The organism is Streptomyces spiralis, from assembly GCF_014654675.1.
Classification (GTDB): domain Bacteria; phylum Actinomycetota; class Actinomycetes; order Streptomycetales; family Streptomycetaceae; genus Streptomyces; species Streptomyces spiralis.
The window spans coordinates 383,330-395,728 of record NZ_BNBC01000002.1; the positions used below are offsets into that span (position 1 = coordinate 383,330).

At 72.4% G+C, this 12,399-nt stretch carries 11 protein-coding genes; 4 read left to right on the top strand and 7 right to left on the bottom strand.

What is annotated here, in order from left to right:
* Positions 1 to 21: 21 nt before the first annotated feature.
* From IE318_RS04120 to IE318_RS04135, 4 genes are all read right to left on the bottom strand, one after another.
* Positions 22 to 1,218, bottom strand: a complete 1,197-nt coding sequence (locus IE318_RS04120) for a serine hydrolase domain-containing protein (protein ID WP_189896461.1) — start codon at positions 1,216 to 1,218, stop codon at positions 22 to 24.
* Between the two features lie 317 nt (positions 1,219 to 1,535).
* Positions 1,536 to 1,886, bottom strand: coding sequence for a UBP-type zinc finger domain-containing protein (locus IE318_RS04125; protein ID WP_030181192.1), 351 nt, complete (start codon positions 1,884 to 1,886; stop codon positions 1,536 to 1,538).
* Positions 1,883 to 3,355, bottom strand: a complete 1,473-nt coding sequence (locus IE318_RS04130) for an ATP-binding protein (protein ID WP_189896368.1) — start codon at positions 3,353 to 3,355, stop codon at positions 1,883 to 1,885. The genes IE318_RS04125 and IE318_RS04130 overlap by 4 nt, the downstream gene beginning before the upstream one ends.
* Complete coding sequence (locus IE318_RS04135) at positions 3,352 to 5,028, bottom strand: NAD(P)/FAD-dependent oxidoreductase (protein ID WP_189896370.1); 1,677 nt, start codon at positions 5,026 to 5,028, stop codon at positions 3,352 to 3,354. The genes IE318_RS04130 and IE318_RS04135 overlap by 4 nt, the downstream gene beginning before the upstream one ends.
* 215 nt (positions 5,029 to 5,243) lie before the next feature.
* Here IE318_RS04135 and IE318_RS04140 point away from each other — a divergent pair, with 215 nt between their 5' ends.
* Positions 5,244 to 6,116, top strand: coding sequence for a universal stress protein (locus IE318_RS04140; protein WP_189896372.1), 873 nt, complete (start codon positions 5,244 to 5,246; stop codon positions 6,114 to 6,116).
* A gap of 4 nt (positions 6,117 to 6,120) precedes the next feature.
* On the opposite strand, the gene IE318_RS04145 is transcribed toward IE318_RS04140, so the two are convergent.
* The 3 genes from IE318_RS04145 to IE318_RS04155 all read right to left on the bottom strand — a co-directional run bounded on the left by IE318_RS04145 (position 6,121) and on the right by IE318_RS04155 (position 9,033).
* Complete coding sequence (locus tag IE318_RS04145) at positions 6,121 to 7,356, bottom strand: DUF4032 domain-containing protein (protein WP_189896374.1); 1,236 nt, start codon at positions 7,354 to 7,356, stop codon at positions 6,121 to 6,123.
* A gap of 10 nt (positions 7,357 to 7,366) precedes the next feature.
* A complete protein-coding gene (locus tag IE318_RS04150; RefSeq protein WP_189896376.1) occupies positions 7,367 to 8,113 on the bottom strand; it encodes an MBL fold metallo-hydrolase in 747 nt (248 codons plus the stop codon).
* Positions 8,114 to 8,400: 287 nt separating this feature from the next.
* The gene (locus IE318_RS04155; protein WP_189896380.1) at positions 8,401 to 9,033 is read right to left on the bottom strand and encodes an alpha-ketoglutarate-dependent dioxygenase AlkB; all 633 of its coding nucleotides are present in this window, start codon (positions 9,031 to 9,033) and stop codon (positions 8,401 to 8,403) included.
* A gap of 151 nt (positions 9,034 to 9,184) precedes the next feature.
* Between IE318_RS04155 and IE318_RS04160 the strand changes: the two genes are divergently transcribed.
* The 3 genes from IE318_RS04160 to IE318_RS04170 all read left to right on the top strand — a co-directional run bounded on the left by IE318_RS04160 (position 9,185) and on the right by IE318_RS04170 (position 12,387).
* On the top strand, positions 9,185 to 10,858 hold the full coding sequence (locus tag IE318_RS04160) for an FAD-binding dehydrogenase (RefSeq protein WP_189896383.1): 1,674 nt from the start codon (positions 9,185 to 9,187) through the stop codon (positions 10,856 to 10,858).
* A gap of 70 nt (positions 10,859 to 10,928) precedes the next feature.
* Complete coding sequence (locus IE318_RS04165) at positions 10,929 to 11,675, top strand: L,D-transpeptidase family protein (RefSeq protein WP_189896386.1); 747 nt, start codon at positions 10,929 to 10,931, stop codon at positions 11,673 to 11,675.
* Between the two features lie 16 nt (positions 11,676 to 11,691).
* Positions 11,692 to 12,387 carry a response regulator transcription factor gene (locus IE318_RS04170; protein WP_189896389.1) on the top strand — a complete coding sequence of 232 codons (696 nt, stop codon included), beginning with the start codon at positions 11,692 to 11,694 and terminating at the stop codon, positions 12,385 to 12,387.
* The last annotated feature ends 12 nt before the right edge of the window (positions 12,388 to 12,399 follow it).

Genomic DNA, 12,399 nt, shown 5'->3' on the forward strand with positions numbered 1-12,399 from the left:
GAAGGGAGCGTTCCGCCAAGATCACCCTGCCGTGCCCGGTGTCTTCGCGAGCTTGCCGCAGAAGGCCGACTCCAGCGTGCCCAGCATCGTCCCGTACACCGCGTCGTTGTTGGAGGTGTTGGCGACCGCGGTGAGGCTGCGCAGGCCGTCCTTGCTGGTGAACGCGTAGGAGTAGTAGCCCTGGACGGTGCCGGTGTGCCCGTACACCGAGACCCCGCAGGACAGGTCGCGGCGGCGCAGTCCGAGCCCGTAGGCCTGGCCGGTGCCCGCGGGGACCCACCGCTCCATCTCGTCCAACTGTCTGGTGGGCAGCAGCGCTCCGCCCAGCAGCGCCGAGAAGAAGGTGTTCAGGTCGCGGGTGGAGGAGATGAGGGCGCCGGCGCTCTGGGCCCAGGACATCGTCTGGTCGGTGGCGTCCACCAGGGCGGCCTTCGCGTCGTCCGGGGTGAGGTAGCCGCGCGCGTGTCTGCCGGGGATCTTCGTGTCGGGGTGGACGTAGACGGTGTCGGCCAGCTTCAGGGGCTTGATGATCCGGTTCTCGTACTCGGTGCGCACCGGGTGGCCGGTCAGCTTCTCGATGAGCAGGCCGGCGACCACGAAGTTGGTGTTGGAGTAGTCGTAGGCGGCTCCGGGCGCGTGGGTGAGCGGGTGTTCCAGCGACTTGGCCACCAGTTCGCGGTAGGTGAAGACCTTGGTGCGCACCGCCTCGAAGCCGGAGACGGTCCGCTCGAAAAGGTCGTTGGTGTAGTCGTACAGCCCGCTGCGATGGCTGAGCAGGTGCCGCACCGTGATCCGGTCGTCCGGCAGCAGTCCCGGGAGGTAGTGGTCGACGGACGTGTCCAGGTCGAGCCTGCCCTCGGCCGCCAGTTGCAGCAGCACGACCGCGGAGAAGGTCTTGGTGACGCTGCCGATGCGGAACCGGTCGGCGGTGTCCATCGCCTCCCCGGAGCCCCGGTCGGCGACTCCCTCGACGGCCTTGTGGACCGTGGCGTGGTCGTCCCAGGACGTGCGGTGGTCGTCGATCCGCGCCATCGCGCCGGGCGCGCCGTGCGAGAGCGCGGTGCGCAGCAGGCCGCTGAGCGCCGCCAGGTCGGGGGCCGCCGGTGCGGTGGGCGCGGGGGCGTTCGGCCCGGTGTCCGGCCGCCCGCGGTCCACCGCGTACGCCGGGCCCGCGAGGAGGCCCAGCACCAGCGATCCGAGCACCGCGCCCCTGCACATCGTTCGTGGGCCCATGCGTGTCCTTCCGTCTGTGTCCATGCCTGGTTCGTACGAGATCGATCACATTTGGCCAGCGCAACCTTCTCGCACCGCGTCACATCTCCACAGGCGACACACAGTTGGGCATCCGCCGATCACCGAGTGGGGCGGATGGGCAAAGGGCCCTCATGGACTGTGCGGAACGACTCGTGCGCGCTTTGCGTGTCCATGACAAATTCAGATCGACAAATGTTCCGCTCCGGGGCGCGACCAGTCGCGCGAGGGCCGGACCTGCGAGGGGAGGCCCCGCTTCTCGGCGGGGCATCCCCCCGTGCGGCTCAGCGGAGCGTGTCCGCCCAGTTCGCCGGGACGCGTCCGGCCGGGCCCGGCACCGGCTGGTCGACGGGATGGGCCTGCGGGGGAGCGAGTTCGGGTCCTGAGTCGTACAGCTCCTGCGTGGCGTAGTTCCAGAACCAGCCCTCGCCCGGCTCGTAGCTGCGGATCACCGGATGACCGGTGGCCCGGTAGTGGGCGGTGGCGTGCCGGGCGGGCGAGTCGTCGCAGCAGCCGATGTGGCCGCAGGCGGCGCAGCGCCGCAGATGGAACCACCAGCCGCCGGCCGCGTCGCACTCCGCGCAGCCGCTGCCGCTCGGCGCCACGCCGGGGTCGATTCCGCTGTCGCTGCTCATGCCGGCTCCTCGGGGATCAGACTCGATGATGTGTCGTCGTCGGCGGCGGTCAGCGGCAACAGCACCTGGAAACGCGTGTCGCCCGGCACCGACTCCACCCGCAGGGTGCCGTGGTGCTTGTTGACCACGATCCGCCAGGAGATGTCCAGCCCCAGCCCGGTGCCCTCACCGACCGGTTTCGTGGTGAAGAACGGATCGAAGATGCGCCCGCGGATCTCCGGCGGGATACCGGGCCCGGTGTCCCGGAACTCGACCAGGAGCCGGTCGCCGTCGCGCGCCGTCCGCACCGTCAACGTGCCCTCACCGCCCACATCCTTGACGGCGGAGACCGCGTTGTCGATCAGGTTGGTCCACACCTGGTTGAGCTCGGCCGGATACGCGGGGATCCTCGGCAGCGTACGGTCGTAGTCCTTGACCACCTCGATGTGCGGGCCGATCTTCGCGGACAGCATCAGCAGGGTGCTGTCGAGGAGTTCGTGCACGTCGGCGACCTGGTAGGGGGCGCGGTCCAGCTGGGAGTACTGCTTGGCGGCGTCCACCAGGTGGGAGATGCGGGTGGTGGAGTCCGCGATCTCGTCCATCAGCAGCTCGGTCTCCACCGTGTAGTTGAGCCACCCCACGGCGCCCGGCAGGATCTCCTCGTCGACCGCCACCGCGACCTCCTCCAGCCAGTCGACGTCGAGCCCGGCCTGCACGAAGGTGGGCGCGAGCTGCCAGGCCTGGCCGATGCCGTGGTCCTCCAGCCAGTCGGTGAGGGCGTCCTCCCGGTCGGAGGCCTCCAGGGGGCTGAGCGACGGCGCCTTGGCGACCCGCTCGGCGGTGCGCTCCTGGATGTCGATGAGATTCGCCAACTGCTCGCGGGAGAAAGGGCCTTCGCTGATCACGGCGAGCTTGCGCCGCATCTTGGCCACCCGCTCCCGCAGCGTCTCCGTGGCCCGCACGGCCGCCGCCGCGGGGTTGTTGAGCTCGTGCGTGAGACCGGCGGACAGCGAGCCGAGCGCCAGCAGCCGCTCGTGCTGCTCGGTCACCGCCTGGCTGCTCTTGTACCCGAAGAAGAGCCCCTCCAGCAGATGCACCGCCATCGGGAACCACTCCCGCATGACGCTCGCGAACGTGTCCGCGGGCAGCACGAAGAACCGCGTCGGCTCCGTGACGCGCATCGAGTTCTTGTACACCTGGCGCACCCGGTCGCCGACGTACGCCTGCGTGGCGCCCGCGTACACCCCGGGCTGCGAGGTCCGGGTGACCTCCACGTCGTCGCCGCCGATCCGGCGGGAGAGCACCACCGTGCCCTCGATCATCACGAAGAAGCAGGTGGCCGGCTCGCCCTCGGTGTAGACCGGGCCGGGCTCGAACCGCTCCACCCGTCCCGCGGCGCACAGCCGGCCGAGCTGCTCCGGCGACAGCTTCTCGAACAGGAACAGCGAACCGATCTCCCTGGGGCTGCACGGCACCGGCTGCCCGCTCATGACTGCTCCAGGTAGCGGTGGACCAGCATCACGGCCATGGCTCCCTCCCCGACGGCGGACGCGACACGCTTGGCGGACTCCGCCCGCGCGTCGCCCGCCACGAACACACCGGGCACGTTGGTCTCCAGGTGGTACGGCGGCCGGTCCAGCTCCCAGCCCGCCGGCGGTCGCCCGTCGGCGGTCAGGTCAGGCCCGGCCAGGATGAAACCGCGCTCGTCGCGCAGCACGGCGTCGCCGAGCCAGTCGGTCAGCGGGGCGGCGCCGATGAACACGAACATCCACTGGGCGTCGACCTGGTGGGTGTCCCCGGTCACCGTGTGCCGCAGCGTCAGCCGCTCCAGATGCTCCGAGCCATGGGCCGCGTCCACGACCGTGTGGCTGCGCACGGAGATGTTCGGCGCCTCGTCGATCTGCTGGATCAGGTAGTACGACATCGACGCCGCCAGGTCGGGACCCCGCACCAGCAGCGTCACCGACTTCGCGCTCCGGGACAGGTACATCGCGGCCTGCCCCGCCGAGTTGGCGCCGCCGACGATGTACACGTCCTGCCCCTGGCAGGAGGCCGCCTCCGTCAGCGCCGAGCCGTAGAACACGCCGCAGCCGGTGAGATCCGTGCAGCCCTGGGCGTCCAGCTGCCGGTACTGCACCCCGGTCGCCAGGATCACGCTGTGCGCGGCGATCGCCGACCCGTCGGCGAACCGGACGATCCGGGCGGCGCCGTTGACCTCGAGTCCGGTCACCTCTCGCGCGGTCAGGATCTCGGCGCCGAACCGGGCGGCCTGCCGCCGCGCCCGGCCGGTGAGCTGGGCACCGGAGACACCGTCGGGGAAACCCAGGTAGTTCTCGATCCGGGAGCTCTGCCCGGCCTGCCCGCCGGTCGCCGACCGCTCCACCAGCACCGTGCGCAGCCCCTCCGACGCCCCGTACACCGCCGCGCCGAGCCCGGCCGGGCCGCCGCCGATCACGACGAGGTCGTAGAAGTCGGCCGCCGGTGTCGTGGCCAGTCCCACCCGGGCCGCGAGCTCGGGCGCCTCCGGCTCCACCAGCGGCGTGCCGTCCGGGGTGACCACCAGCGGCAGCCGCCGTCCGTCCTGCCCGGCCGCCCTCAGCAGCCGCTGCCCCTCGGGCTCGTCGGAGGAGTACCAGCGGTAGGGCACCTGGTTGCGCGCCAGGAACTCCCTGACCTCCGACGACCGCGCCGACCAGCGGTGCCCGACCACCTTCGTGCTGGGCACGGGCCGGTGGTCGCTGGTGCGCCACGCCCGGAGCAGGTCGTCCAGGACCGGGTACAGCTTCTCCTCGGGCGGATCCCACGGCTTGAGCAGGTAGTGGTCCAGGTCGACCACGTTGATCGCGTCGATCGCCGCGTTGGTGTCGGCGTAGGCGGTCAGCAGCACCCGGCGCGCCCCCGGGTACACGTCCAGGGCCTGTTCCAGGAACTCGATGCCGTTCATCCGCGGCATGCGGTAGTCGGCGAGGATCACCGCGACGAGGTCGCCGCGCAGTTTCAGTTCGCGCAGCGCGTCGAGCGCGGACTCGCCGGACTCCGCGCGCACGATCCGGTACGACTCGCCGTAGCGCCGCCTGAGGTCACGGGCGACGGCACGGGAGACCCCCGGATCGTCGTCAACGGTCATGATGACGGTCCGCGCAGCCTCCGCGGCCTGTGCCATGTGTCTCCCACCCCGGGCGGTCGGATCGGCGGCACGGTGTGGCTCCGGGTGCGTCACCGCGCCGACTCCCGCCCATCGTATGTTCGATCGTCCCGCTTCGCTCGGGTATGAGGGAGACGGCGGGGGGACGGCCGTCGGCCCGCCGCGGGATGGTGTGCGCGCAGTGGGGAAGACTGGGGCTCACGGACTGGCACCGACACAGGAAGGTGGGCGGCATGACGCGGCCGATCACGGCAGGGGTGGACGGTTCGGAGGAGAGCCTCGCCGCGCTGGCGTGGGCGGGCCGGGAGGCCGAGCGCCGCCGGCTGCCGCTGCGGGTGGTGCACGCCTGGCGTTTCGAGGTGCACGACGCCTTCGACCTGGGGGACCGGGACGCGCAGCAGCAGTTGGTGCGCGACGCCGCGGCCGAGGCGCTCCGCGACCTCACCGAGCGCCACCCGGACCTCAAGGTGACCACGGACGTCGTGGAGGACAGCGCCGCCCGGGCACTGGCCGCCGCGGCGGCGGACGCCGAGATGCTCGTGCTCGGCTCGCGCGGACGCGGCGCCCTGATCGGGTTCCTCCTCGGATCCGTGGGCCGGCAGGTGATCGCCGAGGCCGTACGGCCCGTCGTCCTGGTGCGCGCGGGGGACGAACCCGCCGCCGAGGCCGCCGGACGGGAGGTCGTGGTCGGCCAGCACGGCACCCCCGAGGACAGCGCCGAGGCCCTGCGGTTCGCCTTCGAGACGGCCGTCGCGCGGGGCGCCACCGTCCGCGCGGTACGTGCCTGGACCCTGCCGCCGGTGTTCGGCTACAGCCCCGGCTCGCTGAAGCTGCTCGACGAGGCCGGCGGCCTGGAACCGTACGAGGCGAAGGGGCTGGCCGACGCGCTGCGGCCGTGGCGGGAGCGCTTCCCGGACGTCCCCGTCGTCGAGCAGGTGGAGATGGGCAGCGCGGGGCAGGTGCTGCTGTCCGTGGCCGGACGCGCCCAGCTGGTGGTCGTGGGCCGCCGCGCCCGCCGGACCGCGGTCGGCGCGCGGATCGGCTCCGTCGCGCACGGCGTGCTGCACCACGCAGACTGCCCGGTCGCGGTCGTCCCGCCCGCCTGAGCCCTCACTCCGGCGGCGCCGGCTCCAGCGTCGCGCGCGCCTTCGGCAGGATGTTCCTGACGTAGTCGGCGACGGCCGTGTCCAGGCCGATGTCGTGCTGGGCCCGCTCGGACAGGTACCAGCGGTGCTCCAGCAGCTGGTGGTACAGCTCGGCCGGGTCCATGGTGGCGCGCAGCTCGCGCGGCACCGCCCGCACGGTGGGCCGGAACACCTCCCGCACCCAGCGGTGCGCCAGCACCTCCGGGCGGGCCGCCAGGGGGTCGCCCGGGGCGTAGTCGTCCTGGGTGGCCATCCAGCTCTCCAGGTCGGTCAGCAGCCGCCGGGCCTGGTTCTCCTCGGTGTCCAGGCCGGTCAGGCGCAGCAGCTGCCGCTGGTGGTGGCCGGCGTCGACGACCTTGGGCACGAAGGTGACCGTGGAGCCGTTCGAGGCGTGCTCGATCTGCATCTCGGCGACGTCGAAACCGAGGTCGTTGAGCCGTCGTATCCGGCGCTCGATGTAGTGGTACTTGCCCGCCGGGTAGACCGAGGTGCGGGTCAGCTCCTCCCACAGCCCGCGGTAGCGGTCGCAGATCTCCGTGCCGAACTCCACCGGGTCCACCGAGGGGTGCAGCGCGCCGGAGGCCTCCAGATCGAGCAGCTCGCCGCTGATGTTCACCCGGGCGAGATCCACGTCGTACTCCCGCTGCCCGGTGCTCAGCCGCGGGTGCAGCTCGCCGGTCTCGGCGTCGACGAGATAGGCGGCGTACGCGCCCGCGTCGCGCCGGAAGAGCGTGTTGGACAGCGAGCAGTCGCCCCAGGCGAAACCGGCCAGGTGCAGCCGCACCAGCAGCACGGCCAGGGCGTCCATCAGCCGGTGCATGGTGGCCGGGCGCAGCGTCGTCTCGAACATCGACCGGTACGGCATCGAGCCGCCCAGGTGCCGGGTGACCAGCACCGGCTCCAGCGAGGCGCCCGCCCGGTCGGTGCGGCCGGTGACCACGGCGAGCGGGTCCACCGCGGGGATGGACAGCCGGTCCAGGTCGCGCAGCAGCTCGTACTCGCGCAGGGCGGGCCGTTCGGCCAGCTCCTTGACGGCGATCACCTCGTCGCCGGCCCGGGCGTAGCGCACCACGTGCCGGGAGATGCCGCGCGGCAGCGGCACGAGGTACTCCTCGGGCCACTCCTCGAGTGGTGTGTCCCACGGCAGTTCGAGCAGGAGCGCGGGATGCTCCGGGTTGGTGGCGCTGATCTGCAAGGCCATGGCGGAGAGCTTAGAGCGCGTGTTCCCGTGCCCGCCGCGCGGCCTGCCCGACCGGTCCGCGGTGCACGGGCCCGTGGCCGGGCAGCAGCACGTCCGCGGGGAGGTCCTCGAGGATGTCCAGCGAGGCCAGTGCCCGGGCGCGTTCGTGGTGGAACATGTCGGGCAGCAGCTGCGGGCCCCGGATCCGGGAGGTGGGGTGGCCGCTCACCAGGGCGTCGCCGGAGATCAGCACGCCCGCGTCCGGCAGGTGGAAGGAGGTGTGGCCGCGGGTGTGGCCCGGTGTGTGCACGGGCACGGGCCGCCCCGGCAGGTCCAGCGCGCCCGCCGCCGGGAACGGCTCCGGCGCGGCCACCGGCAGATGCGCGGTGCCGCCGACGCGGAGCGAGTGCACCGCCCACGGCAGCACGCCCGGCCGCCAGCCGTTGCGCAGCACCGTGCCGACGGTCACCTGGTGCAGGAAGTCCCGCCGGGCGTGCGGCACTTCGGCCTCGTGCAGCTGGACGGGGGTGCCGTAGGTGGCGCGCAGGAACTCGGCGGAGCCCAGGTGGTCGTTGTGCGCGTGCGTGATCAGCACGGCGGCCACCGCCTGCGGTGAACTGCCCACCGCGGCGAGCGAGTCGAGGAGCTGCTCCCGGTCGCCGGGGTAGCCGGTGTCGATCAGTGTGACCGCGTCGCCCTCGGTGAGGATCACCCAGTTGGTGTTGCTGCCGTGCACCAGATAGGTGCCGTCGGCGACCTGCTGCACGTCCGCCCGCATCGATCTCCCCGACATCCTCTGTTGGCTGCCCGACGGGGACAGCAAACCAGACCGGACGGGGACTCGGCACGGCGGGGAGTGCCGAGCCTCAGTCGGCGGTGGCGAGGAACTGGGTGACGGCCAGTGCCGCGTACAAGGGGTCGGCGGTGACGAGCTCTCGGTGGGTGCCCACCACGCCGTACGGTGCCGGCGTCCATGACCACGTTCCTCGTCGGAAGGTCGCGCGGCCGCGGCGGCCGGATCTGACACGGGCTGGTCGTCCTGCCGTGGGCCGGCCTCAGCACCTCTCAGCGCACCCCCGCCGGGCGGAACTGGATGCTGATGCGGGGTTCCGTGGCCCGGGTGCTCTTGGGCACGCAGTGCTCCCAGGTGCGCTGGCAGGAGCCGCCCATGACGATCAGGTCGCCGTGGCCGAGCGGGCGCCGGACGGTGGCGCCGCCGCCTCCCGCAGGACGCAGCAGCAGGTCCCGGGGCGCGCCGACGGAGAGGATCGCGACCATCGTGTCCTCGCGCGCGCCGCGCCCGATCCGGTCGCCGTGCCAGGCGACGCTGTCCCGGCCGTCGCGGTAGTAGCAGAGCCCGGCCGTGGTGAACGGCTCGCCCAGCTCGTGGCCGTAGTGCCCGGAGAGGGCGTCGCGGGCCTCGGTGAGCACCGGGTGGGGGAGCGGATCGTCCGCGCCGTAGAAGGCGAGCAGACGGGGTACGGCCACGACGTTGTCGTACATCGTGCGGCGCTCCGCGCGCCAGGGCACCTCGGCGGCGAGCTGTTCGAAGAGGTCGTCGGCGCCTTCGAGCCACCCGGGCAGCAGGTCGATCCAGGCGCCGCGGCCGAGATCGGTGCGGCGCAGTCCGTCGAGCGGGCCGAGCCGGAGATCGTCGGCCTGGTCGAAGAGGGAGCCCTGGAGGTGGTGCCCGGTCATGGCTCCAGCGTACAACGTAATCGAAAATCTGTTCCTATTGGCTGGTCCGAAGGCGGGCGGTCGACCCCTGTTTGATACAGCGCTGTATCGGATACATTCGCGTATCGAAAACGGGTCGGACACGTTGGACCGGAGAAAGGGATCGGACGCCATGGACGCGGACGTCATCGTCGTCGGAGCCGGCCTCGCGGGGCTGGTCGCCGCGCACGAGCTGACCAGCCGGGGCCGCAGGGTCGCCCTCGTCGACCAGGAGAACGCCGCCAACCTCGGCGGGCAGGCGTACTGGTCCTTCGGCGGGCTGTTCCTCGTCGACTCCCCCGAGCAGCGGCGCCTCGGCGTCAAGGACTCCTTCGAGCTCGCCTGGAACGACTGGCAGGGCAGCGCGCAGTTCGACCGGCTCGACGACGAGGACTCCTGGGCGGTGCGCTGGGCGCGCGCCTACGTCGAGTTCGCGGCGGGGGAGAAGCGGTCCTGGCTGGCCGGCCACGGCATCAGCCTGCTGCCCACGGTGGGCTGGGCCGAGCGCGGTGACCTGAGGGCCGACGGCCACGGCAACTCCGTACCCCGCTTCCACATCGCCTGGGGCACCGGCACGGGTGTCGTCGAGCCGTTCGCCGACCACGCCCGGCAGGCCGCGCGCGACGGCCTGCTCACCTTCCACCACCGGCACCGGGTGGACGAACTCGTCGTCGAGGGCGGCGCGGCGCGCGGAGTGCGCGGCACGGTGCTCGCCGAGGACGACTCGCCCAGAGGCGTCGCCTCCAACCGGGACGCGGTCGGCGCGTTCGAACTCACCGCGCAGGCCGTGATCGTCACGTCCGGCGGCATCGGCGCCGACCACGACATCGTCCGCCGCTACTGGCCGCAGCGGCTCGGCACGCCACCGTCCGACATGGTCACCGGCGTCCCGGCCTACGTCGACGGCCGGATGCTCGACATCAGCTCGGCGGCCGGCGCCCGGCTGGTCAACCGCGACCGCATGTGGCACTACACCGAGGGCGTGCGGAACTGGAACCCGATCTGGCCCGGCCACGGCATCCGCATCCTGCCCGGCCCGTCCTCGATCTGGCTCGACGCCCTCGGCCGCCGGCTGCCCGACCCGTGCCTGCCCGGCTACGACACCCTGAGCACCCTCAGGCACCTGCGCACCACCGAGGACATCGCCGGCCACGACCACTCCTGGTTCGTGCTGACCCGGAAGATCGTCGAGAAGGAGTTCGCCCTGTCGGGCTCCGAGCAGAACCCCGACATCACCGCCAAGGACCGCAGAGCCGTACTGCGCGATCGGCTGCTCGGCAAGGGCGCGCCCGGGCCGGTGCAGGACTTCCTGCGGCACGGCGCGGACTTCGTGGTCGCCGACACCCTCGACCAACTCGTCGAGAAGATGAACAAGCTGACCGACCAGCCGCTCCTGGACGCCGCCGAGGTGCGGCGTCAGGTGGAGGCCCGCGACCTCCAGATGGCCAACCCGTACAGCAAGGACGCCCAGGTCCAGGGCATCCGCAACGCCCGCCGCTACATCGGCGACCGCCTCGGCAGGGTCGCCGTCCCGCACCGCATTCTCGACCCGGCGGCCGGTCCCCTCATCGGCGTCAAGCTGCACATCCTGACCCGCAAGACTCTCGGCGGCATCCAGACCGACCTCGACTCCCGCGCCCTCGGCGCGGACGGGCAGCCCATCGACGGTCTGTACGCCGCCGGCGAGGTCGCCGGCTTCGGCGGCGGCGGCGTCCACGGCTACAACGCCCTGGAGGGCACGTTCCTCGGCGGCTGCCTGTTCTCCGGCCGCGCGGCGGGCCGCGCGGCGGCCGAGCAGACGGCCTGAGCGGCGCGTCCGCGGGCGGTGGCACCGGGAACCTGACGAGTTCCTCACAACCGTCGGCCATGGTCGACGCATGATCACTCGCAGTCCCCGTGTCACCCTGCTCGCCGTGTGCCTGCTGCTCACCGGATGCGGCGGCGGTTCCGTGGCGGTGTCCGACACCCCGTCCGACATCGCCACCGCACCGGCCGGTGCCCCCGCGCCCCGCCCCGAGTTCTCCGTCGAGGCGGCCCCGCAGCGGATACCCGGCCTGGGTCCCCGGACCCTGGCGGCGATACCCTCCCGCTCCCGGCAGGTCGTCGTGGTGACCGGACGCGGCCGCGACTCCCCGGACTCCACCGTCGTGCTGTACCAGCGCGACGGCACCGGCTGGCGGGCCGGCGAGAGCTGGCCCGCGCACAACGCCCTCAGGGGCTGGACCGACCACCACCTCTCCGGCGACCTGCGCTCGCCCGTCGGCGTCTACACCCTCAGCGACGCGGGCGGCCTGAAACGCGACCCCGGGACCCGGCTGCCGTACCACCACTCCGCAGGGTTCACCTCGCCCGGCACCGGATTCGAAGGGGAGTCGCTGGCGGGGTCGTTCGACTACGTCGTCGCCATCGACTACAACCGCCGTCCGGGCACCTCGCCGCTCGACTGGACCCGCCCGCTCGGCGCGAGCCGCGGCGGCGGCATCTGGCTGCACGTCGACCACGGCGGCCCCACCCACGGCTGTGTCGGCCTCGCCGAGCGGCACATGAAGGAACTGCTGCTGACCCTCGACCCGGCCCGGCACCCCGTCGTCGTCATGGGCGACGCGGCGTTCCTGGCCCGCTGACCATAGGATCCGCCGCGTGTGCGCACATGTGCTGGTCGCCGAGGACGACGAGATGCAGGCCGAACTCATACGCCGCTCCCTGCTGGCGGAGGGCCACACCGCGACCGTGGTCCACGACGGCCGGGCCGCCCTGGACGCGGCCCGGCTGCACCGCCCCGACCTGGTGGTCCTGGACCTGATGTTGCCGGTGATCGACGGTTTCGGGGTGTGCCGGGTGCTGCGCCGGGACGACGACGTCCCGGTGCTGATGCTCACCGCCCGCTCCACCGAGGACGACGTGCTGCTCGGCCTCGAACTCGGCGCGGACGACTACATGACCAAGCCGTACAGCCCGCGCGAGCTGATGGCCCGGATCCGCACCGTCCTGCGCCGCAGTGGGCGGGACGGCGACCGGCGCGCGGATCCCGTCGTACGGGCCGGGGGCATCGCCGTCGACCCGGTGCGGCACGAAGTACGGTGCGAGGGGCGGCCGGTGGAGTGCACCCCGGCCGAGTTCGAGATCCTGCTCGCCATGGCCGGCGAACCCGAACGGGTCTTCACCCGGCGCCAGCTGCTCCAGTGCACGAGGGGCCTGGACCGGGCCTCCACCGAACGGGCCGTCGACGTGCACATCATGAACCTGCGCAAGAAGCTGGAGGCCGATCCGCGCCGCCCGGCCCGTCTGCTCACCGTGTTCGGAGTCGGTTACAAACTGAGCGGGGTCAGGGCATGAGCGGGCACCACG

Bases quoted from the DNA above. Each gene is read 5' to 3' on its own strand.
- IE318_RS04120 (WP_189896461.1), bottom strand. From the start codon at position 1,218: ATGTGCAGGGGCGCGGTGCTCGGATCGCTGGTGCTGGGCCTCCTCGCG.
- IE318_RS04125 (WP_030181192.1), bottom strand. From the start codon at position 1,886: ATGAGCAGCGACAGCGGAATCGACCCCGGCGTGGCGCCGAGCGGCAGC.
- IE318_RS04130 (WP_189896368.1), bottom strand. From the start codon at position 3,355: ATGAGCGGGCAGCCGGTGCCGTGCAGCCCCAGGGAGATCGGTTCGCTG.
- IE318_RS04135 (WP_189896370.1), bottom strand. From the start codon at position 5,028: ATGGCACAGGCCGCGGAGGCTGCGCGGACCGTCATCATGACCGTTGAC.
- IE318_RS04140 (WP_189896372.1), top strand. From the start codon at position 5,244: ATGACGCGGCCGATCACGGCAGGGGTGGACGGTTCGGAGGAGAGCCTC.
- IE318_RS04145 (WP_189896374.1), bottom strand. From the start codon at position 7,356: ATGGCCTTGCAGATCAGCGCCACCAACCCGGAGCATCCCGCGCTCCTG.
- IE318_RS04150 (WP_189896376.1), bottom strand. From the start codon at position 8,113: ATGCGGGCGGACGTGCAGCAGGTCGCCGACGGCACCTATCTGGTGCAC.
- IE318_RS04155 (WP_189896380.1), bottom strand. From the start codon at position 9,033: ATGACCGGGCACCACCTCCAGGGCTCCCTCTTCGACCAGGCCGACGAT.
- IE318_RS04160 (WP_189896383.1), top strand. From the start codon at position 9,185: ATGGACGCGGACGTCATCGTCGTCGGAGCCGGCCTCGCGGGGCTGGTC.
- IE318_RS04165 (WP_189896386.1), top strand. From the start codon at position 10,929: ATGATCACTCGCAGTCCCCGTGTCACCCTGCTCGCCGTGTGCCTGCTG.